The sequence below is a fragment of the Parafrankia sp. FMc2 genome, assembly GCF_041008525.1.
Classification (GTDB): domain Bacteria; phylum Actinomycetota; class Actinomycetes; order Frankiales; family Frankiaceae; genus Parafrankia.
In genome coordinates this window covers 14,620-39,405 of record NZ_JBFLUG010000012.1, presented here as the reverse complement: position 1 = coordinate 39,405, position 24,786 = coordinate 14,620, and the positions used below count along the sequence as shown (strand labels likewise).

Annotated in this window: 19 protein-coding genes and 1 pseudogene; 11 read left to right on the top strand and 9 right to left on the bottom strand. The window is 72.4% G+C overall.

The features are described from left to right. Positions 1-8: 8 nt before the first annotated feature. The 3 genes from AB1460_RS06980 to AB1460_RS06970 are packed head-to-tail and all read right to left on the bottom strand — an operon-like array spanning position 9 to position 3,989. On the bottom strand, positions 9-2,423 hold the full coding sequence (locus AB1460_RS06980; RefSeq protein ID WP_368959777.1) for a tetratricopeptide repeat protein: 2,415 nt from the start codon (positions 2,421-2,423) through the stop codon (positions 9-11). Next, positions 2,420-3,094 carry a hypothetical protein gene (locus AB1460_RS06975; protein ID WP_368959776.1) on the bottom strand — a complete coding sequence of 225 codons (675 nt, stop codon included), beginning with the start codon at positions 3,092-3,094 and terminating at the stop codon, positions 2,420-2,422. Before AB1460_RS06975 ends, AB1460_RS06980 begins: the two co-directional genes overlap by 4 nt. Before the next feature lie 43 nt (positions 3,095-3,137). Further along, complete coding sequence (locus AB1460_RS06970; RefSeq protein ID WP_368959775.1) at positions 3,138-3,989, bottom strand: transporter substrate-binding domain-containing protein; 852 nt, start codon at positions 3,987-3,989, stop codon at positions 3,138-3,140. Here AB1460_RS06970 and AB1460_RS06965 point away from each other — a divergent pair. After that, positions 3,988-4,224: a hypothetical protein gene (locus AB1460_RS06965; protein WP_368959774.1), complete on the top strand. Its 237-nt coding sequence runs from the start codon at positions 3,988-3,990 to the stop codon at positions 4,222-4,224. The two genes, AB1460_RS06970 and AB1460_RS06965, sit on opposite strands and share 2 nt — an antisense overlap. Here AB1460_RS06965 and AB1460_RS06960 read toward each other — a convergent pair. Further along, the gene (locus AB1460_RS06960; RefSeq protein ID WP_368959773.1) at positions 4,208-5,866 is read right to left on the bottom strand and encodes a hypothetical protein; all 1,659 of its coding nucleotides are present in this window, start codon (positions 5,864-5,866) and stop codon (positions 4,208-4,210) included. The two genes, AB1460_RS06965 and AB1460_RS06960, sit on opposite strands and share 17 nt — an antisense overlap. A gap of 443 nt (positions 5,867-6,309) precedes the next feature. Here AB1460_RS06960 and AB1460_RS06955 point away from each other — a divergent pair, with 443 nt between their 5' ends. After that, the gene (locus tag AB1460_RS06955; RefSeq protein ID WP_368959772.1) at positions 6,310-6,819 is read left to right on the top strand and encodes a hypothetical protein; all 510 of its coding nucleotides are present in this window, start codon (positions 6,310-6,312) and stop codon (positions 6,817-6,819) included. A 48-nt stretch (positions 6,820-6,867) separates the two neighbouring features. Here AB1460_RS06955 and AB1460_RS06950 read toward each other — a convergent pair whose 3' ends face one another. Further along, complete coding sequence (locus AB1460_RS06950; protein WP_368959771.1) at positions 6,868-7,170, bottom strand: hypothetical protein; 303 nt, start codon at positions 7,168-7,170, stop codon at positions 6,868-6,870. A 223-nt stretch (positions 7,171-7,393) separates the two neighbouring features. Here AB1460_RS06950 and AB1460_RS06945 point away from each other — a divergent pair, with 223 nt between their 5' ends. From AB1460_RS06945 to AB1460_RS06935, 3 genes are all read left to right on the top strand, one after another. Then, a complete protein-coding gene (locus tag AB1460_RS06945) occupies positions 7,394-8,608 on the top strand; it encodes a hypothetical protein (protein ID WP_368959770.1) in 1,215 nt (404 codons plus the stop codon). A 145-nt stretch (positions 8,609-8,753) separates the two neighbouring features. Further along, a complete protein-coding gene (locus AB1460_RS06940; RefSeq protein WP_368959769.1) occupies positions 8,754-9,704 on the top strand; it encodes an undecaprenyl-diphosphate phosphatase in 951 nt (316 codons plus the stop codon). Between the two features lie 194 nt (positions 9,705-9,898). After that, positions 9,899-12,487 (top strand): HAD-IC family P-type ATPase, encoded by a 2,589-nt coding sequence (locus AB1460_RS06935; RefSeq protein WP_368959768.1) that lies wholly within the window; start codon positions 9,899-9,901, stop codon positions 12,485-12,487. Positions 12,488-12,491: 4 nt separating this feature from the next. Here the strand turns inward: AB1460_RS06935 and AB1460_RS06930 are convergent, their stop codons facing one another. Further along, a complete protein-coding gene (locus AB1460_RS06930) occupies positions 12,492-13,880 on the bottom strand; it encodes an NAD(P)/FAD-dependent oxidoreductase (protein ID WP_368959767.1) in 1,389 nt (462 codons plus the stop codon). Positions 13,881-13,910: 30 nt separating this feature from the next. Here AB1460_RS06930 and AB1460_RS06925 point away from each other — a divergent pair, with 30 nt between their 5' ends. From AB1460_RS06925 to AB1460_RS06915, 3 genes are read left to right on the top strand one after another with little or no spacing between them, the layout of a single operon-like run. Further along, positions 13,911-15,752 carry a bis-aminopropyl spermidine synthase family protein gene (locus AB1460_RS06925; protein ID WP_368959766.1) on the top strand — a complete coding sequence of 614 codons (1,842 nt, stop codon included), beginning with the start codon at positions 13,911-13,913 and terminating at the stop codon, positions 15,750-15,752. Positions 15,753-15,786: 34 nt separating this feature from the next. Then, positions 15,787-16,398 carry a copper resistance CopC family protein gene (locus AB1460_RS06920; protein WP_368959765.1) on the top strand — a complete coding sequence of 204 codons (612 nt, stop codon included), beginning with the start codon at positions 15,787-15,789 and terminating at the stop codon, positions 16,396-16,398. A 4-nt stretch (positions 16,399-16,402) separates the two neighbouring features. After that, positions 16,403-18,520 (top strand): cytochrome c oxidase assembly protein, encoded by a 2,118-nt coding sequence (locus tag AB1460_RS06915; protein ID WP_368959764.1) that lies wholly within the window; start codon positions 16,403-16,405, stop codon positions 18,518-18,520. Here the strand turns inward: AB1460_RS06915 and AB1460_RS06910 are convergent. Further along, positions 18,415-18,897: pseudogene (locus AB1460_RS06910) on the bottom strand (toll/interleukin-1 receptor domain-containing protein); the annotation flags it as partial. The gene AB1460_RS06915 and the pseudogene AB1460_RS06910 sit on opposite strands and share 106 nt — an antisense overlap. Before the next feature lie 375 nt (positions 18,898-19,272). Between AB1460_RS06910 and AB1460_RS06905 the strand changes: the two are divergent. Beyond that, on the top strand, positions 19,273-19,737 hold the full coding sequence (locus AB1460_RS06905; protein ID WP_368959763.1) for a universal stress protein: 465 nt from the start codon (positions 19,273-19,275) through the stop codon (positions 19,735-19,737). Positions 19,738-19,853: 116 nt separating this feature from the next. On the opposite strand, the gene AB1460_RS06900 is transcribed toward AB1460_RS06905, so the two are convergent. Beyond that, entirely contained in the window at positions 19,854-20,792 is a 939-nt protein-coding gene (locus AB1460_RS06900) for a ribose-phosphate diphosphokinase (protein WP_026311061.1), read from the bottom strand. A gap of 147 nt (positions 20,793-20,939) precedes the next feature. Next, complete coding sequence (locus tag AB1460_RS06895; RefSeq protein ID WP_368959762.1) at positions 20,940-21,614, bottom strand: hypothetical protein; 675 nt, start codon at positions 21,612-21,614, stop codon at positions 20,940-20,942. 294 nt (positions 21,615-21,908) lie between these two features. On the opposite strand from AB1460_RS06895, the gene AB1460_RS06890 reads away from it, so the two are divergent. After that, positions 21,909-22,880 carry an NAD(P)-dependent alcohol dehydrogenase gene (locus AB1460_RS06890; RefSeq protein ID WP_368959761.1) on the top strand — a complete coding sequence of 324 codons (972 nt, stop codon included), beginning with the start codon at positions 21,909-21,911 and terminating at the stop codon, positions 22,878-22,880. Positions 22,881-23,113: 233 nt separating this feature from the next. After that, positions 23,114-24,709, top strand: a complete 1,596-nt coding sequence (locus AB1460_RS06885) for a YhjD/YihY/BrkB family envelope integrity protein (RefSeq protein ID WP_368959760.1) — start codon at positions 23,114-23,116, stop codon at positions 24,707-24,709. Positions 24,710-24,786: the final 77 nt, after the last annotated feature.

Below are 24,786 nucleotides of genomic sequence, written 5' to 3'. Positions count from 1 at the left end.
TCTCCGGATCACAGCAGGGTCCGCGGTCGGACCCGGTTTGCCTTGTCAACGAGCCGGATGCGTTCCCGGCGATTCCGGGTCAGCCGGGCGATCTCCCGGTACGCCTCCTCCAGGCCCAGCCGCAGGTCGTGGTCCACCAGCGGACGTCCCAGCACCGTCGGGCGCACGGGCGCGGGAGCAGTCACCGGGGCCGCCGGTGCGGCAGCCGCCTGTGCCGGTGCAGCCGTCTGTGCCGGTGCAGCCGCCGGCGCCGGTGCGGCTGCCTGTGCCGGTATGGACGGCTGTGCGCTCACGGTGCGCAGCGCCGCGGCGAGGATGTCCAGGCGGAGCTCCACCTCCAGCCGGCGGTCGAGGTCCAGCCGGCGGTCGGCGAGAACGGCCTCCGCGCGCGCGAGATCATCCCGGCTCACCGCGGGCGGGGCGGGTACCGCCCGGTCGGGCCGGGTCAGCGAGCCGACGAGAACCCGGATCATCCGCACCCGGGAGGTCGTGAAGGCGTAGGCGGACGGCGGGACCCGCTCGTACGCCGCGAGCTTCCCGGCGGGACTGTCCAGGCAGCGGGCCAGCCCGAACGACGCGCTGGTGATCGCCGGGTCGATGGCGCTGACCGCGTCGAAGAGCTCCGCCGCGCGTTCCCGGTCGTCCGCGGCCTCGTTCGCGGTCGCCAGCGCGAGCCGCGGGGCCAGCTCGCTGGGGATCCACGCGAAGACCCGCTCGAACGCCTTCCTGGCCCGGCGCGGCCGGCCCGCGGCCAGGTCGAGGACGCCCTGGTACCAGACCACCCGCCAGTCGCGGGGAAAGTCGACGGTCAGGGCGGAGACCGTCGCCTGGGACTCCGCCGCGTCGCCGGCCCGCAGCTGGGCACTGGCCAGCGCGAGGCGGGTCGCGAGGGTGGGCCGCTCCACGTCGGCCAGCCGGGCGGCCAGCGCCGCCGGGTCCTCGCCGGGGCTCGCCGCGAGGATCCGCGCCTGCGGGTCGTCGGCGTCGACGCGCAGCTCGGGCAGGATCTCCCACACGGCCGGCGGGTCGCCCGTGTCCCGCTCCGCAGCTGGCAGCCCCGCCGCAGGCACCCCCGCCGCATCGGCCGGGCGGCTGCCGCCCGCCTCTCCCGTCGGGTGCAGCTCGGGCTCGAACCAGCGGCTGGCCAGCGGCGGAAGACGGTGCTCGGTCCGGGTGACGATCTCGTACAGGACGCCGGTGAGCTCCGCGGCGAACTCCCCGACGCTCCCGAACCGGTCCGCCGGGTCCTTCGCGGTGCCGCGGCGCAGCAGATGGTCGAGAGACTCGAACCGGGACAGCGGACCGTACTCGCCGCGCGCCGGCAGCGTGTGGCGGTGGTCGTCCAGGAAGCCCGGGAACCGGCCCAGTACCAGGCGCGCCAGCGTGCGGGTGGCGGAGAAGACGTCCGAGGCGACCGTCGGGACGCCGTGCCGGCTCTCCTGGGCCGCGCGGAACTCGCCGTCCTCCAGCTCAGGCGCCCGGTAGCCGGGGGTGGAGAGGAAGCTGGAGGTCTGGTCGTCCAGCCGCCGGGCACCGCCCAGATCGATCAGGACGACCTGCTCCGGGGTGACCATGATGTTGTCCGGTTTGAGGTCGCAGTAGGCCAGGCCGCGCCGGTGCAGGTGGCCGAGCGCCGGGAGCAGCCGCAACAGGTAGCGGATGGCGTCCGCCGGCGGCAGCGGCTCCGGCCGCCCGTCACGTCCCGGCCGCCGCCGGTCAGCCAGCCTGGACAGCGACACTCCCGGGACGTACTCCATGACGATGTAGTCCTCGCCCCGGTGCGAGACGTAGTCGATGATCTTGACGATGTTCGGATGGTGCACCGCGCTGAGGACCCGCCGCTCCGCCTCGGCGATCCGCCGCGCATCCGGATTGGCGACGTCCAGCAGGCCCTTGAGCACCACCCACTTGCCCACCCGGTTGTTCATCGCCGCGTAGACCCAGCCCATGCCACCGTGCGCGATCACGCCGTGCACGGTGTAATGCCCGACCTGCTCCTCCGGGAAGAGCTTGACCGTGAACGAGTAGCGCTGGCCGCACTGTGGGCAGAAACCCTCCAGCTCCGCGCCGCGGCCCGTTCCCGCCCGGGCGACCTTCGACCCGCACGCCGCGCATTCCCGCAGGTGGTTCGGAACAGTCGGGTTCGCCATCAGCGGTGGGGTGTCCGCCATCAACAGGGCGTCGACGATCGGCAGCCGCAACGGATCCTGGCCATGCTCCGACGACGACTCGTCCACCGGCTGCGTGTGCGGCGTCGGGGATTCCGAGGCTTTCGGGGACCTCGGGGAATCCTCGGAACCGGAGGCGTCGGAGGCGTCGGTCGACGGCGCGGCCGACCCGCACATGTTGCAGTAGCCGCTGGTCTTGATGAACCCGTCCGGGCAGTCCGGCTCGGGGCAGGGAACCTCGGTCAGTTCACTCACGGCAACTCCCCGTGCGTCCGGCCCGCCGCATCCGCATCCGCATCCTCATGATCGGTCAGAGCGTGCAGGTAGGCCATGGTCAGGCGCTCCGCCACCACCAGATCGCTGGGTGCGCGGTAGAGCGTCCCGAATGCCCGTGCGTGCAGCGCGGAAAGCTCCTCGTCCTCGGCGAGCCCCAGCCGGACGGCCTTCGCGTGTGCCGCCTCCAGCCGCCCGCGCAGCTCGCGGCGCTGGTCGAGCGGCATCGCATTCGTACGGGCCACTGCCTTCGCCACCCGCTCCGTCTCGTCGGCGAGGGTGTGCCATCGCGCGAGCCCAGCCATCACGTCCGCCTCGCGACCGCCGGTCAGCGCGGCAGCGGAAAGATCCGCCAGCCAGGGGCGCAGGCCCGCGCCGGCCTGGTCCAGGACGTCCGGATCGGCGAAGGTGACCAGGCCCGCCGGTTCGGCGATGAGACCGCGAGCCTTCTCCACCGCATCCTCCGCCCCCGTCACCAGCGTGACGAGCTCGGCGAGACGGCGGCGCGCAACCGCCAGCGCGCTGTCAACCGCCCGTGCCGCACCGGCGCCGCCGTCCCGGCCCGGTCCTGCCGGTCTCGACGGTCGTGCCGGTTCCGCCGCTCGTGGCGGCGCGGCGGGATTCACCGGCCTGGCCGGGTTCACGTCGCTCATTGTGCGTTCCCAGCCTTTCGCCGGAGCTGGCCTGTACCGGCCATCAGCGGGACCATTGCGGCTCAGGCGGCCTCGACCCCTCGCACGGCATCTCGGCAACAGCCCAAGCTTCGCACAACCCCGCCCAGACAGCCTCGTCGCGCCGTATACCCTCCAGAACGCCGTTGACGAAGCCGGCCAGCTCGGTATCACCGCGGGTGAATCCGACGCTGTAGTACTCCTGTCCCCCGATTTCGGCGTCGCCGAGTTCTGCCGTGGCGTCCTGCTCCAGCATCCCCACCAGACTGGCGTCGTTCGCAGCCACGGCGTCGACCGTGCCCTGCTGGAAGGCGACGAGGCAGTCCGACAGTTCGTTCAGGCTGCCCTCGATCTCAAATCCGCCGAACTGGACCAGCTTCTGCCGCAGGTTGGCCAGTGAGGTTGTCGCCCGCGGCGCGCAGACCCGCTTCTCGGCGAGATCCGCGAAGGCGGCGGCGACCGGGGAGGCCTGGGATGCCGTTGACGCACGGGTTGGATCACGTCGGGTCAGCAGGCGGGGATGGGCGGTGAAGTAGGCCTGGGACAGCCCCACCCGCCTCGCCCGCGCCTCTGTGTAGGTCAGCGTGCTGATCACGATATCCACCCGCCGGTTCTCGATTGCGGGGAGCCTCTCGGAGTAGCTGACCGGCACATACCTGATCGTGTCCGCTTCACCCGCATTGTCGGGGCCGAACAGTGCATCCGCGATCCTGCGCGCGATGTCCACGTCGAAGCCCTCGTACTGGCGTTCCACCGGATTCCAGGCGCCGCGGAGCTGGGTGTCGCGGGAGACGCCCACCCGCAGGTACCCGCGATCGAGAATGTTCTGCAGCGACCCGCCCGGCGGGAACGACCCCGGTCCCGGCAGGGGATCCATGGGCGGTACGAGGTTCCGTGGCTCGCTCGGCATGTCCTCGCCCGAGGCGGTGGTGCTCGCGCCGGGGTCGGCGGAGGCGGTGGCCAGGGTCCCCCAGGGCTGGTCCGCCGCGGCGGGAAGCTTCGCCGGGACGGTGGAGCACGCGGTGGCCGCCGCCCCCACGGTCACCAGCAGCAGTGCGAGCCACGTACGGCGCAGGCCCTTCAACGGCGTGCCGGTCACCGGTACTCCCTGATCCGGGGCTCCAGGCCGATGGCGACCAGTGCCGCGGCCCCGCCGAACAGCAGGAGGGCCCCGATCGCGACACCCCAGAGCGCCCTGTCCGCGCGGGCGACCTCGGCGTCGAAGCGGGCCCGGGCGTCCGTGTCCGCCCCGGTCAGCGCGCTGTCCAGAGCAGCGAAACGTTCCAGGGCGACGGGTACCGCCTGCAGGTCGTCCGGAGCGCTGCGATCACCCGACGCGCCTGGTCCGGGACTGGATCGCGCAGGGGAGCTGCTGTCGGGAGCGGGGGCTTCGGCGGCGACGCTGCCGATCGCGGCGCTGCCGGCATCCCAGGCCTCCTTGATGAGGCTGATGATCCCGGCATCAAGCTGCCTGAAGGTCGCCGGGCCACACAGCTCGCCGGGAACCTCCGTGGTGGCACTGCCGGAGGCCGCGCAGGCGAGCTGCGCTGCCGTCCGGTCGAAGTCGTCGTCGAAGGCGATGTCACCGCCCTGGGCGATGCGCCAGTAGAGAACGTCCGCCTCGGCGCGCAGCGACAGGTGGTTGGCCCGGGCGAGCAGGCCGCGCAGCTGGTGGCTTTCGCTGGCCGAGGCCAGTGCCGACCGCTCGCCGGCCAGCGCCGCCAGCGGCCAGACCATCCCGCCCAGCACCAGCAGTGTCGCCGCGACCATGGCTGGGTTCGCCCACCGTCTGGTCCACAGCACACTGAGGATCTGGGTGCCGATCAGCGCCGCAAGCCCCAGGCCCGCGGCCACCGCCAGCCACACGATGTCCCGCGAGCGGGTGGCCCGCTCGAACTGCCGGGCCTGCTCGGTGGTGTGCGAGCGGGCGAGCGTCGCGCTCGCGGGCAACAGGTGGTCGTTCATCAGGGCGTTCGCGCTGCGCAGGTAGGCCTGGCCCACGCTGTTCCCGGCCCGGTTGTTCGCCCGGGCCTCACCGATCAGCTCCTGGTAGGTCGGGGTGAGGCACACCAGCGTCGTAAGGGCTGCCGCTGCCTGCGCGGCGGGCTCTGTGACCGGGGGCCGCGGATCTGGCTGTGCTCGCGCCGGCGGGCACACCTGCGCCCCTGCCGCCGGGCTGATGCCTGCGCCGGCCCGGACCATCGCCCCCGCCGCCGTCAGCAGCGCCTGATCGAACTCGTGGTAGATCCCTTCGCGGGAGGTGCCCGCCGCCCCCTCGGCTGCCCCGGAGCGCGGAGTCGCGGGCGCCTGGGAGCCCTCCGGCGGCGGCCCGATGAACGTCTCGGCCTCGGCAGCGGCCGCGCGGGCCAGCGACCGGTGGATGTCCCACGACGCCTCGGTGCGCTCCATGACCGCGCCGCTGATCGCCGTGACAGCATGCGCCCGGCGCTGCGCCATCGAGAAGGTGGCGGTCGCCGCGATGACGCACAGGACGACACAGACTCCGGCGCAGATCCACAGGCGCCTCGGTGTGGTGAACCAGTCCCGGCCGAACCAGCCTGAGCGGTGCCCTCCGGTGTCGACACGGCCGTGGCGTCCGGACCCCGCTCCGCCGTGGCCAGCGTCCGGGGTGACGCGCGGCGCCGCCTCTCCGTCGGTGGGTTCCGCGTCTACGCCGCCGGGCTCGGCACGAACGGCGGTGCCGGGCCGCGGGTGGTCCGAAGGCTGCCGTGGCCAGATCTCGCGGGTCGTCATGCCTCGGGCTACCGCGGCCGGGACCAGCAGCGGTCTGCGACGGGATCCCGAGCGGGGCCGCCGGCCTGACGACAGCGACAGCGGTGCGGCCGGCCTGCATCGTTCGACCGGAACATTCCCCTCGGAACAATCACATCGACAGTGTGCCCTACGTGACTGATTCGTCTCTCATCGCCGCGGGTGCTGTCGGATGGACGACGGCCCGTCGGGCAGGGGCGATGCAGCCCTGGATGGAGGGGAAGGCGCTCAACTCCGGAACGTGGTCGCTCCGCTGCCATCCGTGTGCGTTGGGGTCGGGGACCGTGCTCCCGGGGAGCCTCGCGACCGGCGGTGGTCCGGACGCCGTCGACCAGACCACCAAAAGTGTAGTCAGCACTGATCACTTGGTTCGGATCTGGCTGGTTGGCGGGACGGATGCTGGGTTCACCACTACGATTTGGACGATGTTCGCCACGAGTGGGCTTCGCCGTTCCGACAGCGGTTCGCTATTGTTCCACCGGCTTCGGGAGGGTGTTCTGACCCTCGACCCAGCGGTCGAGGGAATGCTTCGGCACACAGGTGGCACCGTCGTGTGGGGTGCGTTGATGGAAATCGGTGAATCCGAGGGAACCACGACGCTTGTCTCGCTGGCCGACGGCACCACCAGCCTCTACGCGAGCGCTGGGGGAGGTGTTGTCGGGGGTGGCGCCCACCCCTCGGTCGTTGCGGCAACACGGCACTTTCTGGCCATCGTCGAAGGGTGCCTGACCCGCTTCGAGCACGACGGCGAGCGCGCCGCCGTTCCGGTGGCCGGGCATGTCGCCTTTCGGGCGTTGACCTACGGTGGGCGCCGTTGTTTCGACGTTGCCGAGAATGATCTGAGTGAGCCCGGCCACGCTTTTTCTCCACTGTATCGTGCCGGATACTCGGTCATCAGTCAGCTGCGTGCCGCCGAAGTGGCCAGGACGATGTAGGCGGTCCGGCTGCCTGAAGCTCGACCGCCGCCGCGCCGAGCTCCCTTTTCAGGCTCGTCTCGCCGCGGGTGTGTCTGCGGTCTCCGGCGCCGTGGAGTGTGCCCGCCGGCGGCGGTATCGCTCCACAGCGGTGGTCGCGGCTCCCAGCCCCACGAAGACGGCCGCGTAGGTGAACCCCCAGAACACGGCCAGCCAGACGGTGAACGCGCCGAGCACCACGGTGCGGGCGCAGGTTTCGTAGGTCGCTGCCACCTCGTCACCGAAGCGCCGGCGGAGGACGGTGGTGAGCGTGTGCAACACCACGTTGGCTGTCGCGAACCCGAGTAGCCATTTGTAGTCGTTCGGAGGCACGGTGTCCACATCTGAAGGATAATGAGACAAGCCGGGTGCGAGGAAGAAATCGCTGGGTCGTCGCAAAGCCAGGTCAATGAGACGCGGGCGACGGAGGAACGGTGGACGTGACGCACGGTGCGGCAGGTCGAACACTCCTCTGTGTCATGAGTGATATACGCTCCGCGATAATGATCTGTGGTGGGTGCGCTGCTGCACGGCACGCGACGGAGGGAACGGCCCCATGGCGACCAGCTCATCGGAGACCAGTACGTCCAGGAACGGTGCTGGGGCTGTCGGCGCCCTGGCGAGCAGCTCCGGGGCGACCTCGGCGGTGACGGCGCCCGCGCCCACGCCCCCGGCCCACACCGGCGGAGCACCGGACCCCGGTACCCGGGGCGACCAGTCGGCTCCGGGCGCGCCACAGCCGGCGGAGACCGCCGGCTCCGGCGTGGGCGCGGGTGGAACCGCGCAGGGCGACGGCGCCCGCACAGGTGCCGACGCGCAGCCGACGGCCTCGCCGGACGGGGATTCCTCCAAGCGGCGCGACGGCGTCCCGGCTGGCGCCGGGGAAGCTGCATCGGGCACCGGGGAGGCCGTGCCCGGCCGCGCGAAGGCTGCTTCCCGCACTGACGGGACCAAGGCGGGGGCGCCCCGCGCGGCCTCCGGGCGCGCCAGGACGGGATCCGGCGCGGGCACCACACGGGCGAGTGCGCGTGCAGGCGGCGCGACCCCACGGGCGGCGCGGGCGACCAGTTCCGGCCCCAAGCGGTCGGCCGGTACCACCGAGAAGCCCGGGGCGTCGTCCTCGGCGCCTGCCGAGAGCACCGCGGCGGCCGGTGCCGGCGCGCGCTCCACCGCACGGAGTGCAGCAGGAGGGACGGCCGCGTCCCGCACGACGACCTCGCGTGCGACCACGACCACGTCCCGTCCGGCGGCGGCGCGCGCAGCCGCGGGCGGGACGGCGGCACCCCGGACGGCACCGTCACGCCCGGTACCCGCCCGTGCGTCGAGCGCGCGCGCAGGCGCCGCCGGTCCGTCGGTGGGTCGGCCCCGGGCGACGCGAGCGGGTGCGTCCCGGGCCGGTGCGTCCGGCGGCTCGTCCCTGTCGGGGGAGGAGCCAGGGCGTCTACCGCGTCCCGGAAAGGCGGCGGCCCATGCCATCGGGCGGGTGATCCGCGGCCGGGCCGGACGTCCGCAGGACGGGCGGACCGTGGTGCTGCACCTGCCCTACGTCACGGCGCGCCTGGAGATGGGCCCGCCCCCGGCGGACACGAACCACCGTCTGGGTCCGGTCGTGATCCCGTCCGCGAAGATGACCGCCTACTACGTCGGTCTGGGGACGCTTACAGCCGTCGAGGCCATCGAGTGGCCGATCGCCGTGGCGATCGCGGCGGGCAGCTATGTCGCCGAGCACACCCGGTCGGCGGCGACGGGCCGCGGTGACGGGCCGCGGTGACGACCGGTCGATGCCTGACCGGATCGATGCCTGACCGGTAGGTCCAGAATGCCGGCGGGCCATGGCGTCCGGGTACCCGGTGTCCGCGGTGGCTCGGGTGCCCCGATAGCGTCGGGGCAGTGGACACCGATCCCGCGGTGAAGCGATGAACCTGACCGAGGGTGCGGTGCTGGGCCTGGTCCAGGGCCTGACCGAGTTTCTGCCGGTGTCCTCCAGCGCCCATCTGCGGGTGGTGGCCGCGCTGGCCGGCTGGGAGGACCCGGGCGCGGCGTTCACCGCCGTGACCCAGATCGGCACCGCCGCCGCAGTGATCGTTTACCTGCGTTCGGACATCACGCGTATGGGGCGCGCCTGGCTGCGGTCGGTCGGCGGCTCCGGACGCGAGGGCCCGGGCGGCGACGTCCGTTCCGGCCGGGCGCGCCGGGCCGCCACCAGGTCCGATGCCCGGCCCGGAACCGGGCCCGGCCCGGCCCGGCCGGACGAGGCCGACGAGGCGCGCATGGCGTGGCTGATCGCGGCCGGCACCGTGCCGATCGGCGCGTGCGGCTACCTGTTCGAGGACGTCATCAAGGGACGCCTGCGTGACCTGCGCCTGACGGCGGGGACCCTCGCCGGGGTGGGCCTGCTGCTCGGCGCCGCCGACCGGTGGGCCGGCAGCCGGGCCGTGCCCCGCCGGCCGCTGGCGGAGCTGTCCACCCGCGACGGCATGCTGATCGGGCTTGCCCAGGCGACGGCGCTCATCCCGGGGGTGTCCCGGTCGGGGGCGACCATCGGCGGTGGGCTCATGCTGCGCTACTCCCGCGAGGCGGCGGCGCGCTACTCCTTCCTGCTCGCCGTCCCCGCCGTCGCCGTGTCGGGGGCGTTCGGGCTGGACCGGCTGTACCGGGAGGCGCGGCAGCCGGCGTCCACGGTCGCGTGGGGTCCGCTGGGCGCGGCGAGCGTGATGGCCTTCCTCGTCGGCTACGCGGCGATCGCGTGGTTTCTGCGCTACGTCTCCGCTCACGGGTTCGCGCCGTTCGTCGTGTACCGCGTCGGCCTCGGCCTGCTGCTGCTCGCCCTCGTTCTCGCCGGCAGGATGCCCGCCGTCCCGGCCTGACCACGCCGCCCGCGGCCGTTCGGCCTGGCCATGCCGCCCGCAGCCGTTCGGCCTGACCTCGCCGACGTCCCACTCGTCCCGGCGCGACCTTGCCCCGAGTCGGTGCGGCGGGCCGTCGGATTGGGCCGTCAAATACGGTGGTGCCCGCAAGGGGGAGCGCGAGATCCGCGGAGCGATCGAAGGAGAGCGGCGGAATGGACCGGCCGGTGGCCACCACCTCCACACCCGCGTCGACCGAAGCCGGGGGCAGCGCCGAAGCCGGTGGCAGCGCGGGTGCCGAGGAACCGGGTGTCCAGGCCGACCACGAGAGTGATCAGGGCCATGCGCCCGGCGGGCTGACCGCGGCCGAGGTCGCGGAGCGGGTCGCGGACGGCCGGGTCAACGACGTGCCCGTCCGGTCGAGCCGGTCGGTCGGCGAGATCGTCCGTGCCAACGTCTTCACCCGGATCAACGCCATCGTCGGCGTGCTGTTCGTGCTCATCGTGATCGTCGGCCCGGTCCAGGACGCCCTGTTCGGCGGTGTGATCATCGCGAACACCCTGATCGGTGTGATCCAGGAGGTCCGCGCGAAGCGGACGCTCGACCGCCTGGCCGTCGTCGGGGAGGCGCGGCCGGTCGTGCGCCGTGACGGGGTCGCCGCCGAGCTCGCGGCCGCGGAGATCGTCCTCGACGACGTCATCGAGCTGGGGGCGGGCGACAAGATCGCCGTGGACGGCCTGCTGCTGGAGGCCGACAACCTGGAGGTCGACGAGTCGCTGCTCACCGGCGAGGCGGATCCGGTGCACAAGCAGCCGGGCGACCACGTGATGTCCGGCAGCTTCGTCGTCGCGGGCTCCGGCGCGTTCCGTGCGACGAGGGTCGGCCGCGAGGCGTACGCCGCGCAGCTCGCCGAGGAGGCGAGCCGGTTCACCCTGGTGCACTCCCAGCTCCGCAACGGCATCAACACGATCCTGCGGGTGGTCACCTGGATGATCATCCCGACCGGGATCGCATTGATCATCAGCCAGATCGCGGTCAACGACGACGACCTGGCGGAGGGCGTCCGGCGGATGGTCGCCGGGCTGGTGCCGATGGTCCCGGAGGGGCTGGTCCTGCTCACCTCGGTGGCGTTCGCGGTCGGGGTGGTCCGGCTCGGCCGCCGGCAGTGCCTCGTCCAGGAGCTCCCGGCGATCGAGGGCCTGGCCCGTGTCGATGTCGTCTGCCTGGACAAGACCGGCACGCTCACCGAGGCTGCCATGGACGTCGCCGAGCTGCGCCTCGTCGGCCCGGTCGCGGACGGGGTGGACGGCGCGGACGGCGCCGTCCGCGACCGGGTCGTGGCTGTCCTCGGGACCCTCGGCGCCGCCGACCGGCGGCCCAATCCGAGCATGCAGGCGATCATCGATGCCTACCCCGCCCCGGCCGGCTGGTCCGTCCAGGCGGAGGTGCCGTTCTCCTCGGCTCGCAAGTGGAGCGGCGCCGAGCTGGCCGACCCCGCGGGGGCGACCTCCACCTGGCTCATCGGCGCACCCGATGTTCTGCTGCCCGCCGGCCACCCGGCGCTGACCGAGGTCGACGAGTTCGGCGCCCAGGGCCTGCGGGTACTGCTGCTGGCCAGCCTGGACGTCCCCCTCGCCACCGTCGCGGCCGACCCCGCCGGGGTGCCCGCGCGGACCACGCCCGTCGCGCTGGTCGTCATCGCGCAGCGGCTGCGGCCCGAGGCACCGGAGACGCTGCGCTACTTCGCCGAGCAGGGCGTCGCGGCCAAGGTCATCTCGGGTGACAACGCGCTGTCCGTCGGCGCGGTGGCCCGCACCCTCGGCCTGCCCGGCGCCGACGACCCGGTGGACGCCCGGACCCTTCCCGAGGAGCAGGACGCCCTCGCGGACGTCCTGGAGACCCATTCGATCTTCGGGCGGGTAAGCCCGCGGCAGAAGCGGGAAATGGTCGCCGCCCTGCAGTCACGCGGTCACACCGTCGCGATGACCGGCGACGGCGTCAACGACGTGCTGGCGCTCAAGGACGCCGACATCGGCGTGTCCATGGGGTCGGGCAGTCAGGCCACCCGGGCGGTCGCCCAGATCGTTCTGCTGAACAACAGCTTCGCCACCCTGCCCTCGGTCGTCGGCGAGGGGCGCCGGGTGATCGGCAACATCGAGCGGGTCGCCAACCTGTTCCTGACCAAGACGGTGTACTCGGTCCTGCTCGCCGTCGTCGTGGTGATCACGCAGGTGCCCTACCCGTTCCTGCCCCGGCACCTCACGCTGATCGGCTCGCTGACCATCGGTATCCCGGCCTTCTTCCTGGCGCTCGCGCCGAACGCCGAACGGGCCCGCCCGGACTTCGTCGGCCGGGTCCTGCGGTTCGCGATGCCGGCCGGCGTGCTCGCGGCCGCGGCCACGCTGGTGTCCTATTTCGTGGCCCGTTCGATCTACGACGATCTCGACGCCGAGACGTCCATGGCGACGCTGACGCTGTTCCTGATCGCGCTGTGGGCCCTGGTGATCGTCGCGCGCCCCTACACCTGGTGGCGGATCCTGCTCGTCGCCGTGATGGCGGCGGCGTTCGCGCTGGTGCTGGCCGTGCCGTTCGGGCAGGAGTTCTTCCAGCTGTCGCTGGTCGGCAGCAAGGGCCCGTGGACGGGCGTCGCCCTCGCGGCCGTCGCGGCCGTCGCACTGGAGATCGTCTGGTTCTTCACCCGCCGCCATCTCGACGCCGAAGCCGCCCGCGCCCGCGCACACGGGCACGGCGGCGGGCATGGGCACGGGCACGGCGGCGTGCCCGGTCACGGCGGCGGGGAGTAGGCCGTCAGGTCCGCCGACCGTAGATCTGGGTGTTCTCGGACGCGGCGATCGTTCTGCCGGCGGAGCCGGGCGCGGCGTAGTGGGTGATCTCCTGGCCGAACAGGTCGTTGAGCAGCCAGTCGGTCGCCACGCGGGCCCGGTTGGCGGCGGAGGGAAGGCTCGCGAGGTGGTAGGCGCGGGTGACCACGGCCGCGGGCAGCCCGCTGAGAGTGACGCCGAGCGGGTTCGCGACCGCGTCCCGTCCGCCCAGGTCGACGACGAAGCCCAGGTCACGGTGCCGGTAGGGGCGCGCTGACCCGATCCCCAGCGAGGCGGCGACATTGCGGGCGGCGGCGACGCCCTGCCGGACGGCATGCTGCGCCGTCTGCCCGGCGGGCGCGCCCCCGCGGGTGGAGTCCGGCACGGCGGCGACATCCCCGAGCGCGAACACGCCGTCGGCGGAGGGGACCCGGAAGAACTCGTCGGTCACGAGCCGCCCCCGGTCCGTCGGCAGCCCGAGCACGGCCGCGAGCGGGCTGGGCGCCACCCCGGCGCACCAGACGACGGTGCGGGTCGGTACCCGGGTGTGCCGGCGGACGTTCGGCCCGCCCGCGGCGAGGACGACGGAATCCGCGCTGATCTCCACCGCGGAGGTGCCGAGGTGGACATCGATCCCGCGCCGGGCGAGCACCCGGGCGGCACGCCGGCCCAGCGCCGGCGCGAGCTCGTGCAGGAGCCGGGGCGCGTGATCGACCAGCACCCACCGGACGTCGCCGGGCCGCACCCGCTGGCAGGCGGCGGTGGCCCGGCGGGTGAACGCGGCCATCTGCGCGGCCAGCTCGGTGCCCGTGTAGCCGCCGCCGACCACGACAAACGTGCACAGCGCGGAGCGCTGCCCGGGATCCTCCGTGGCGTCGGCCAGCTCGAGCTGGGCCAGAACGTGATCACGCAGCGCGACGGCCTCGTCAAGAGTCTTCAGGCCCAGCGCGTGCTCGGCGAGACCGGGCACCTCCGGGGTGGCGGTGACCGAGCCGGGCGCGAGGACGAGCCGGTCCCACGCGATGGTGCGGGCTGATCCGTCGACGGTGCGCGTTGTCACCGTCCGGGCAGCGAGGTCGACCGCGACGGCGTCACCGAGGCACAGCAGTGTCCGGCGCAGGACCGAGCGCAGGGCGACGGCCAGGTGCCGCGGCTCGACGGAGCTGGCGCAGACCTGCGGGACGAGCGAGGTGTAGAGCAGATGATCGACAGGGGAGACGGCGACGAGCTCGGCCCGCCCCGCCGGGACGAGTGACTCCAGCCGCCGCAGCAGGCGCACCCCGGCGAAGCCCCCGCCGACCACCACCACCCGGGGCGGCTGCTCCCGCACGGTGACAGCCGGTCTGCTCAGTGTGCCCGGGACCGACCTGACCACCGCTGCTCCCCCGATGATATGAATGTCGACATGACCGGCAGAAATTCCTCGGTGGACGCTGTTGCGGCCTATCTCGGCGGCTTCGGTGTGCGCTCCCGGCCGCTGCGCGAAATTATCTCCCTGTTGACGCGGGCCAGCCAGCCGATCGAGGCGCTCATCGTGGCGACCGCGACACCACGGCGGGCAGTCGAGGACCTTCTGCGAAACCTGGGAGAAGATCTCACCGAAGATTCGGGCCGTTTCCGGATCCGGCCTGATATGAGCGCCGAGTACCGCGCCTTTTTCGGGCTGGACGACATCGATCCCGGGCCGGGGCCGGATCCGGGTCCGGGTCCCGGCGCCGGGGCGGGTGCTGTGCTGGAAGGGCCCTCCGGCGCCGCCCCGATCGAGGCGCTGGCGGCCCTGATCGCGGCCGCGCCGGCCCCCCGCCGGGATCTCGACCACGTCGCCGCCACCGCGCAGACGCTGGCCCGCCGGGTGAACTGGCTCAGCTCCACCTATGACCTGGCCGAGCGGCGGGTCCTGTTCGTCGGCGATCACGATCTGACATCGATCGCGCTGGCCCGTGCCTGCCCGCGAACCGAGATCACCGTCGTCGACATCGACGAGCGGACGCTGGCGTACATCGACGAGACGGCGCGCGCCGAGAACCTGGCGATCCGGACGCTGTTCGGTGACCTGCGCTTCACGCTCCCGGCGGCTGCGCGGGACTGGGCGGATCTCGCCCTCACCGATCCGCCGTACACGCCGGACGGTGTCGGTCTGTTCCTCGGCCGTGGTCTTTCCGGACTGCGCGACCGGACGAACGGTGTCGTTGTCGTCGCCTACGGGCACAGCCGGCTTCATCCGATGCTGGGATTTCAGGTCCAGCAGTCCATGCAGCAGTTCGGTGTGGTTTTCGAAACCATTCTTCCGGCCTTCAACCGCTATGACGGCGCGCAGGCTGTGGGAAGCGCGAGCGATCTGTACGTCTGCGCGCCCACGACCCGCACCTGGAAGGTCCTCGACCGGCTGGCCGAGAGCTTCGGAACGCGCATCTACACCCATGGCCGCCAGTCCGTCGAAAGCGCCGCCCGGATCGACGTGGGTACGGCGACAACCGTCATCGGTGAGGCCACCGCCGCCGGCGCCCCCGAGGCGCGCGGCGGCGACGCGGTGCCGGCCGCCCCCGTTCCGGCTGTTCCGGCTGTTCCGGCCGCGGGAGCGGGCACTCGCAGGCTCGGTCTGCGCGCCCTTTTCACCGGTTCGGACTATCTCCGGGACCTGCGCCCCGACGCGGAGGTGGCGGTCGACCTGACCGCCGATCCCGGGCCGCTGCTGCTGCGTGGCCTGCTCGCCGTGACCGCCGCCAGGGCCCGGTTCGTGGTGCCGGCCGACCATCCGGACGTGAGCACCCGCGATGCCCGCGACCAGCTCGCCGCGCTCCTCGAGCCCAAGTACCGGCTGACCTTCCGTCCGGCGCCGCCGGCCGACCCGGGCGCCGCCCGGTCTGTGGCCGTCCACGCGGAGCTGGTCGAGCTCGAGGGCGGGTCCCCCGCCGGCTTCGCCGCCGGGGGCGGGTTCGTCGCCCGCTGGCTGCTGGAGCGCGCGCACGGGCGGATCGGCAACGTCCTGCGCGAAGGCGTCATTCGCGCCGCGGCCGGTGAGGGCCGCACGGTGTCCAAGAACGAGGCCCGTGCGCTTGTCCGTGCTCTGATCATCGAGCCCGGGCAGGACGACCCGCGCCTTGGCGGCGGTCAGGACGTCCTGGAGCTGACGGCGATGGAGGTGCCGCGGGCCGCGCTGGAACGGCTGCTGACCGCGGTCCGGGATGAGCGCGGCGCTGGTGTCCCGTCCCCGGGCGCACCGTCTTCTACCGCTGGTAGAACGTAGACTCGGCCCGGTGCAACGAGGATCGATCGCTACGGTGCCGCGCACCGTGCCCCCAGCACTGACGGCGGTCGCCGCACTGCTCCTCGGCTTCCTGGTGCTGGTCGCCCCGCCCCGTCCGGCCTGGGCGCACTCCTCGGTGCTGCGCACCGAGCCGGGTAACGGATCCACGCTGGCCACACCGCCCGACCAGATCTCCCTGGTCTTCAACGAACCGGTCTGGACGGACTACGCCACCGTCGCCGTGACCAGCGGTGACGGGCGGCAGGTCGAGACCGGACAACCCCAGGTCATCGAGACAACCCTGTCGGTGGCCCTCCCTGACCTCGCGACCGGCGGATACCACGTAGCCTGGCGCGTGGTCTCGGCCGACGGTCATCCGATCAGCGGCGAGTTCTCGTTCACGGTCGCCGGCGGCACGGGTTCCGCGGCCACCGCGGCACCCGCCGGGCAGCCCACGCCCGCGGCCACCGCTGCGACGGCGACCTCGGCCGGGCCGGTGGGAGCGGCGGGGCCGGGGTCACCGTCAGCTCCGGCTGACCCGGCGCCCCCGAAGGAGGGCGAGGACTGGTGGATCATCGGCGTCCTGGTCGCCGCGGTCGCCGCACTCGGCGGCGCGGTGGTGCTGATCCGACGGAAGCGGGAGTAGCGCGGTGACAGTTCCCGTGGCCGCGGTCGCCGCGGCGATCGCACTGATCGTGCTGTTGGTGATCGTCGCGACGGCGCCCGCCGCGGTGAGTCTCCCCGGCCTGCCCGACGCCGGCTCGCTCACGCACTGGGGGCTGCCGATCGCCCGGGTGGTGGGCGAGGTGGCCTCGGTCGGCACGGTTGGCTGGCTGCTCGCCGCGGCCGTGCTCATCCCATCCCAGCAGGGCCGGTTGGGGGCGGCGGCCCGCCGGCACGGCCGGGCGGCAGCCGTCGCGGCGGCCGTCTGGGCGGCCGCGGCTGTCGCGGAGCTGGTCTTCACCGCCTCCGACATCTCCGCCCGCCCGCCCGGGGAGATGGCGGATCCGTCGGCGCTGCGGTCCTTCGTCGAAGCGACGCCGCAGGGCCGGGCACTGCTTGTCGTGGCAGTGTGTGCCCTGATCGTGGCCCTCGTGGGCGCGACCCTGATGTCCACCGTGGCCGCCGGGTGGCTGCTGGCGCTGGCCTGCGCCGGGCTCATCCCCACCGCGTTCACCGGCCACGCGGCCGGCTCGTCCCAGCATGCGCTGGCGGTCGTCGCGCTCGGCCTGCACATCCTGGCGGCGGTCGTCTGGACGGGTGGGCTGCTCGCGCTGACGACCATGCGCGGGCTGGCCGACGACTCGTTCCTCGCGGCGCTGCGGCGCTACTCCCGGCTCGCCGCGGCAGCCGCGGCGGCCACCGCGGTCGGCGGGATCGCCAGTGCCGCCGTCCGGCTCGGCGGCTTCGGCCCGCTGGTCGAGGACCGTTACGGCCTGCTGATCCTCGGCAAGATCGCCGGGCTGGTCGCGGCCGTGGCGATCGGCGGCCTGGTACGCCGCCGGGTGATCGGCCGCCTGTCCGGCGCGGTCGCGGCCGGCGGCGCTGTCACCGACGCCGAGCCACCGGCAGCGGCAGTGGCAGCGGGCGGCGATGATTCGTCTCCGGCGGCCCGGCGGCGGGTGTTCCGCGGGCTCGCGGCGGTGGAGATCAGCGTGCTGGCGGCGACCTTCGGCCTGGCCGCCGGCCTTTCCCGGACGCCCCCGCCGGTGAACGACGCGGCTGTCCCGCCGAATGCCACGGAGGCGATGCTCGGCTACCCGATGCCGCCGCCGATCACGCCGGAGCGGCTGCTGACATCCTGGCGCCCTGACTGGGTGTTCCTCGGCCTGGCAATGCTCGCCGCCGGGCTCTACCTGACCGGTGTGATCAGGCTGGCCCGCCGTGGGGACAGCTGGGCCGTCGGCCGCACGGTCGGGTTCCTCGCCGGGCTCGTCCTAGTCGTCGTGGTGACCTCCGGCGGGTTGGGGCTGTACGGCCCGGTGCTGCTCAGCGTGCACATGTCCCAGCACATGATTCTCACGATGCTGGCGCCCATCCCGCTGGTCCTCGGCGCGCCGATCACGCTTGCGCTCCGGGCGTTGCGACCGGCGTCAGCGCCGTACCGCAGCGGGCCGCGGGAATGGCTGCTCGCGGCGTTGCACTCCTGGCCGGCCCGGGTGGTCACCCACCCGCTGTTCGTCACCGCGAACTTCGCCGGGAGCCTCTACATCCTGTACCTGAGCCCGCTGCTCGGGTATCTGATGAACGACCACCTCGGGCACCTTTTCATGAACGCCCACTTCCTGATGACGGGCTTCTACTTCTTCGAAGTGCTCATCGGGATCGACCCGCTGCCGAAACGGCCGCCGCATCCGGGGCGGGTGCTGATGCTGGTCGCGGTGATCCCCTTCCACGCCTTCCTCGGCCTGACGATCATGAGCACGACGACGGTGCTGGGCAGCAGCTGGTACGAGCAGCTGGTGCGGCCGTGGGGAGCGACACCGCTCGACGACCAGGGCACCGCCGGCGGCATCACCTGGTCGTTCGGCGAGATCCCGACGCTGATCGTGATGCTGGTGCTCGCCGTGCAGTGGTCACGCACCGACGAACGCCGCGCCCGCACCCGCGAACGCCGGGTCGACGCCGCGGGCGTGGACGACCAGCTGGACGCTTACAACGCCTACCTCGCGCGCCTCAACGGAACCGGGCCCGCGCCGGCGCCGTCCATTCCGAGCCAGGGCGACAACGCCGCCCCGAAGGGCACCGGCGGCAAACCGCCTTCCTGAGGCTTTTCGACCGTCGTGCCGGAGTGCGCTGCCGGCCGTCGGGTTGGCGGTCCACACGCCTGCCCCGCGGCTAGCCCGAAGATGTCGAAGTAACTGAGCTGGGCAAGGAGGGATCCCGCCTTGAGCTCGCAAAGCTGCACTCGGACAGGAACGACTCTTCGGTGAAACATCCGTGGGTCGCGCTGATACGCCATGTTGAACTCGGTCTGGCCCATCGCCGACCGCAGATACGCCTCTGACAGCAGAGCGACGACGTGGTCACATTCCTGTAACGAACGCTCGATCCACGCCAGGTACTCGGTACCAGCCACCGAGTCCCCATACCGCAGGATTGCTGTGTGGCTGGCGTCCTCAAGTTGCCAGGCGATCCACTCTGCCCATTCCTGATCTCACCGCTCACGCGTAGCCCTTTCAGCGTCCCGCGCGGCCCGACGGCCCCCGTTCCGTGTTCTCAGCGTAACGAGTCGGCTGGCACTGTTGCGTTATCGGCGAGCAGCTCCTCGACGTCGCGAGATGAGGGGCTGAAGCCCAGGTACCAGCGGACTGCCCGCAGATCACCTCGGGTGGGAACCGGAACCCGGTGGACTCCGAGACCGGGACCAGCGGACGGGCAGCATGGTGTGGATCGCCTGGCAGCTGGCCAGGACCAGCGGCTACGCCAGGTCGTTGGCAGGGCGAACGTAGCGTGACGCGGCACCAGCGGGGCTGCACCGGTTCCGACTAGCCGGGCTGCTGGCGGAAACGCTGTGGGTATGCAGCACATCGTTGTCGGGACCGACATCCGGGAAGCAGCTCCCGCCGCCCTGGTCCGGGCGGCTGACCTCGCGCGGCGGCTGGGCGCGGAACTCGATGTTGTCCACGTCCAGCCCCTCAGCCGCGGCGAGATCCGCGTGATGGTCTCCACGGTGCCCGGGCGGCACCTGTCCGAGCGGTTCCTCAGGGCTGACCAGGATGCTCAGACCAGGAAGGTCCGCACGCTGGTGGAACGGGCACTGGCGGGCAGCGACGTGCCCTGGCGGTTGCACGTCCTGGCCGGGGATCCCGCGGCGCGCCTGCTCGCCGTGGCCGACAGCGTCGACGCCTACGCGATCGTCATCGGCACCCGGCACGGCGGCGGGGTCGTCCTGGAGCGGCTGCTGACCGGCTCGGTCTCCCATCGAGTGATCAACTGGGCGAAGCGGCCCGTTCTGGTCGTCCCGACAGAGCTGGACGAGTAGCGCCCGAGCGCGTCCGTGCGTAGGGCCGGTTCCCGGGGCTGACGTCGCACCTGTTCGGCCGCAGGCCCAGGCCCGACCTGTCCGTAGTGGACGCGGGAAGGACAGGCGGCCCGACCTCAGTCGAACAGGGCGCTGACCGACTCGCCGTTGTGGATGTGCCGCATGGCCTCGGCGAGTGCCGGTGCGATGGAGAGAACCTTCAGCTTGGACGTCTGCTCGGCTTCGGGCACGGGCACCGTGTTGGTGCAGACGATCTCGAGGACGTCCGGCTGGTCGCCGATCCGCTTCAGCGCCCCGTTCGCGAACAGCCCGTGGGTGCAGGCGACGCGGATCGAGCGGACGCCGATGTCACGGAGCCGGTCGAGCAGCTCGAGCACGGTGCTGCCCTTGGCGATCTCGTCGTCGAGAATGATGATGTCGCGACCGGCGACGTCCCCGATGACCGCGCTGATGGCGACCCGGTCGTCGGCGAACCGCTGCTTGGCCCCGGCCGCGACCGGAACACCGAGCCGCCGGGCGAACCGTGCCGCCTCCTTGGCGTTGCCGAGGTCGGGGGAGACGACGGTGGTGTTCGACAGGTCGTACTGGCGGAAGTGGTCGGCGAGCTCGCGCAGCGCGTGCAGGTGATCGACGGGGACGCTGAAGAACCCGTGCACCTGCGGGGAGTGCAGGGTCATCGCGAGGATGCGGCTGGCTCCCGCGGTGACCATCAGATCGGCGACGAGGCGCCCGCCGATGGAGATCCGCGGTGTGTCCTTCTTGTCCGACCGCGCATAGGAGTAGTGCGGGATGACGACGGTCGTCCGGGCGGCGGAGGCACCCCTGGCGGCGTCCAGCATGAGGAGAAGCTCGACGAGGTGCTCCTGGACGGGGCGTACCAGCGGCTGGATGATGAAGATGTCACGCTCGCGGCAGTTCGCCTGCAGCTGCACCTCGAGGCAGTCGTTGGCGAACCGGTCGATCTGGACCGGTGACAGCGGCACGCCCAGGTGCCTGCACACCTCGTCGGCGAGCTGCCGATGGGCGCTTCCGCTGAACACGGCAATCTCTCGCACGCACCGCTCCTGGCTGTTCGGGAGGTTGTCGGGATGTGTTCATCCTATGAGGGTGTCCGAGGCCGCTCGGCCGGTGTCTGGCGCGGGGCGGGGTGTCCGGTGAGGTGGATGCGCGGCGTGACGGTCCCCGTGTGCCTTCTCGTACCTTTACTCGTGCGGTAGTCCCTGTTGTCCGCAGGTGGCGAGCGCGCGGGCACCGCTGGCGGGTAGCCGGTCGAGCGCCAGGACCGTCAGGTGCTCCCGCACCGGCCTGATCGCGTCGGCCACGGGCTGGTAGCGGCTCTCCGCTTCGCTCGCCGCGATCAGCAGCTCCTCGGCCCCGCCGAGGCGCAGATTGGTCTCGAACGTGACCGACTGGACGTCGGTGGCAGCGAACAGGTCCCGGCTCCGCGCCACCGCGGCGCATCCTGCCGCCGCGTCCGCGGCCGCGTCCGACCCGTCGTCCTGTCCGGTGGGCAGGCCGGCTGTCCGGCAGACGGCGAGCGCGGCCGGGACGGCCTCGGTGAGACCGGCTGCGTCCAGTGCCATGGCGGCGGCCACGACTCGGTCGACAGCCTCCTCCAGCGTCCCCAGACGGCTGTCGTAGCTGGCCGCCGCACGGACGAGACCCCCCACCCCGTTCATCCGGCGATGGGTCGGCCCCGGGCGCGAAAGGTCCACCGCCGGGCGAAGGTCATCCAGGCTGCGGGCCAGGGCCAGGCAGGCCGCTGTGGCGTCCGCCGGGGCCGCCGCGGGGCCGGTCGGCGCTGGGCCTTCGCCTGGCCGTTCGATGTCATTCCCACCGCAACCTGCGAGCAGGACGGCGGCGGCAAGGAGCGCCACCGCCGGCCCCCATCGATACCGTCGAAATCTCCATCGCATGCGCCGAAGTATGGCAAAACGGTCGAGTCCGTTACTTGCCGGCCGAAATCCGCGCCCCGAATGGCACTGCCCGCACCGGCCACAATCCGACGAACGGCGCCTACCCGTGACCGCGAGCACCCGAAATCCTCGTACAGGTATGACAGCGTAGGGGCCGCTTGGTCCTGGAGGAGAACGCGGCAGTCGCAGAAGGCCTGGTCCAGCCGATTACCCAGGTCCGCGAGGCGCGATGAGAGTCACAGGAGATGCTTGCGGATGTGGGCTGCGGTGCACACCAGATACGGCCCGCCGGAGGTCGTGGAGATCCGGGAGGTCGACAGACCCCGGGCCGGTGTTGGTGAGCTGCTGGTCAGGGTGCATGCGGCGACGGTGAACCGGACTGACTGCGGCTACCGGGCCGCCCGGCCGTTCATCCTGCGGCTGTCATCCGGGCTGGCCAGGCCGAAGGCCACGACTCTCGGGAACGAGTTCGCCGGGGTGGTCGAGGCGGTCGGCCCCGAGGTCATCGCCTTCCAGCCCGAGGATGAGATCTTCGGCTACAACGAGGGCCCCTTCGGAGCGCACGCGGAGTACGTGGCCGTCCGGGCCGACGGGCCGCTGGCGCGGATACCGGCAGGGGTCTCCTTCGAGCAGGCCGCGGCGGCCACGGAGGGCGCGCACTACGCCCTGTCGTTCATCAGGAGGATCCCGGCCTGGGAGGGGAAGCGGGTCCTCGTCATCGGGGCGAGCGGGGCCATCGGGTCGGCGGCGGTCCAGCTTCTGACGTGCCGCGGTGCCCGTGTCACGGCGGTGTGCGGGCCCGACGGGGTCGACCGGATGCCAGCGCTGGGCGCCGACCGGGTCATCGATCACACGACCCAGGACTTCACCCGGGACGAGGACGAGGCCGGCTACGACGCCGTGCTCGACGCGGTCGGCGCGAGTTCGTGGCGCCGGTGCCGGAGACTGCTCCGGCCCGGCGGGGTGTACGCCTCGGGCGAGCCCGGCCGGTTCGGGCAGAACCTGCTGCTGGCGGCGCTCACCCCGCTGGCGCGTGGCAGGAAGGTGATGTTCCCGTTCCCCTCGATCGACCAGCAGATGGTCGAGCACCTCCGGGACCTGCTCGCCTCCGGGCAGTTCCAGCCGCTTCTGGATCGGCAGTACCCGCTGGAGGAGATCGTGGACGCCTACCGGTATGTCGAGTCCGGGCGGAAGCTCGGCAACGTGGTGATCTCGATCCGTTCGTGAGCACGCCCGTCCGCCACCCCGTCCGCGATCGCGTCCGCCGCTGTGTCCGCCACCCCGCCGAACGTCACCGACGCCCACGCTCAGCGCCTTGCGATCCTGCCGGCCGTTCGGTGTAGATCCCGCATCGGAGTGGGACACCTCGGTGCAGGTCCTCCCTACGATCGCGGTTGTCGGGCCAGATACTTTTGCGGGGGTGCTGCCCGAGCGGCGCGCCGGAACCGAGGAGGCGGGGGATGGGCCTCGGCGTACGTCTTGATCGTGCGCAGCAGAGCAGGCCGAGTGTCGCGTTCCCGCTGGCGGTGGTCTACAAGTTCGCGGAGGACCAGGGCGGCTACCTCGCCGCGCTGATCGCGTTCTACGGGTTCCTCTCCTTGTTCCCGCTGCTGCTGCTGCTCGTGACCGGTCTGGGTTTCGTGCTCGCCGGGCACGCGGATCTGCAGGAGCAGGTCGTCAGCTCGGCGCTCAGCCAGTTCCCGATCATCGGTGATCAGCTGCGCAGCGACGTCCGCGCGCTTCGGGGCAGTGCGGCGGCGGTCGCGATCGGTGTGCTCGGCAGCATCTGGGGCAGCCTGGGGGTGGCCCGCGCGCTCGGGAACGCGCTGGACACGGTGTGGGCGGTGCCGCGGCGCTCCCGGCCGAACCCGTTCCTGGCGCGGGTGCGCAGCTTCGGGCTGATCGGTCTGCTGGGTCTCGGTGTGGTCCTGACGACCTTGCTGTCGGCGATCACGACCCGCGCGAGCGACCTCGGCACGGGGCTCGGTGTCGGCCTGCAGGTGCTGGCGGTGCTGCTCGGCATCGCCGGGAACACCGGCCTGATCCTGGTGGCGTTCCGCCTGCTCACCGTCAAGGAGGTGTCGTTCCGGACGAACCTGCCGGGGGCGGCGCTGGCGGCGCTGGGCTGGCAGGTCATCCAGTCGGCCGGTACCTACCTGCTGCAGTACCAGCTGCAGGGCCGCACCCAGGTGTACGGCCTGTTCGCCCTGGTGCTCGGCCTGGTCACCTGGCTCTACCTGCTCGCCGCGGTGATCGTGTTCGCCATGGAGATCAACTCGGTGCGGGCGGGGAGGCTCTACCCGCGGGCACTGCTCACGCCGTTTGTGGACAACGTCGTCCTGACGGATTCGGACCGGCGGGTGTACACCGCGTACGCGCAGGCGGAGCAGTTCAAGAGCTTCCAGCAGGTGGAGGTCTCCTTCGACCAGGATCGGCCCATGGAGCTGCTGCACGCGATGCGCACCACGGGTACCTGCCGTCGGTTCCGGCCGGACCCGGTGCCCGACGACGTCCTGCTGGAGGCGTTCGACGCGGCGCGTTTCGGCCCGCAGGGCGGGAACCGCCAGCCGGTGCGGTTCGTGGTGGTCCGTGACCCGGCGCACCGCCGCGCGCTCGCGGACCTCTACCTGGCCCGCTGGCAGCCCTATCTGGACGAGCGCGGGATCACGGCGACGCCGGACACGGACCACTTCGTGCGCACCCTGGCGGACGTCCCGGTGCTCGTGGTGGTCTGTGCGAAGCTCGCTGCGCTGCACCCGACCGACACCGACCTGGACCGGCTGAGCATCGTCGGCGGGGCGTCGGTGTACCCGATCGTGCAGAACCTCTGCCTCGCGCTGCGCGGCGCCGGCGTCGCCACCGCGCTGACGACGCTGCTCGTCGCGGACGAGGCGAAGGTGTCGGCGCTGCTCGGCATCCCGGAGGGCTACGCGGTCGCGGCGCTGCTGGCTGTCGGCTACCCCGAGCGGGACTTCCCGCGGCGACTGCGCCGCCGCCCCGTCTCCGACCTGGTCTACGGGGAGTCCTTCGGCCGCCCGCTGGGCGACCCCGGATGAGCTGGGCGACACTGGACGGGTGGCTGCTCAGGAGCATGTCAGGGTCGAGGTGACCGGCATCGTGCAGGGCGTCGGTT

What these genes read in the sequence shown, in the direction of transcription:
- AB1460_RS06975 (WP_368959776.1), bottom strand. Translation starts at nt 3,094, where the DNA reads ATGAGCGACGTGAACCCGGCCAGGCCGGTGAATCCCGCCGCGCCGCCA.
- AB1460_RS06965 (WP_368959774.1), top strand. Translation starts at nt 3,988, where the DNA reads ATGGGCGGTACGAGGTTCCGTGGCTCGCTCGGCATGTCCTCGCCCGAG.
- AB1460_RS06970 (WP_368959775.1), bottom strand. Translation starts at nt 3,989, where the DNA reads ATGGATCCCCTGCCGGGACCGGGGTCGTTCCCGCCGGGCGGGTCGCTG.
- AB1460_RS06960 (WP_368959773.1), bottom strand. Translation starts at nt 5,866, where the DNA reads ATGACGACCCGCGAGATCTGGCCACGGCAGCCTTCGGACCACCCGCGG.
- AB1460_RS06955 (WP_368959772.1), top strand. Translation starts at nt 6,310, where the DNA reads ATGTTCGCCACGAGTGGGCTTCGCCGTTCCGACAGCGGTTCGCTATTG.
- AB1460_RS06945 (WP_368959770.1), top strand. Translation starts at nt 7,394, where the DNA reads ATGGCGACCAGCTCATCGGAGACCAGTACGTCCAGGAACGGTGCTGGG.
- AB1460_RS06940 (WP_368959769.1), top strand. Translation starts at nt 8,754, where the DNA reads ATGAACCTGACCGAGGGTGCGGTGCTGGGCCTGGTCCAGGGCCTGACC.
- AB1460_RS06935 (WP_368959768.1), top strand. Translation starts at nt 9,899, where the DNA reads ATGGACCGGCCGGTGGCCACCACCTCCACACCCGCGTCGACCGAAGCC.
- AB1460_RS06925 (WP_368959766.1), top strand. Translation starts at nt 13,911, where the DNA reads ATGACCGGCAGAAATTCCTCGGTGGACGCTGTTGCGGCCTATCTCGGC.
- AB1460_RS06905 (WP_368959763.1), top strand. Translation starts at nt 19,273, where the DNA reads ATGCAGCACATCGTTGTCGGGACCGACATCCGGGAAGCAGCTCCCGCC.
- AB1460_RS06890 (WP_368959761.1), top strand. Translation starts at nt 21,909, where the DNA reads ATGTGGGCTGCGGTGCACACCAGATACGGCCCGCCGGAGGTCGTGGAG.
- AB1460_RS06885 (WP_368959760.1), top strand. Translation starts at nt 23,114, where the DNA reads ATGGGCCTCGGCGTACGTCTTGATCGTGCGCAGCAGAGCAGGCCGAGT.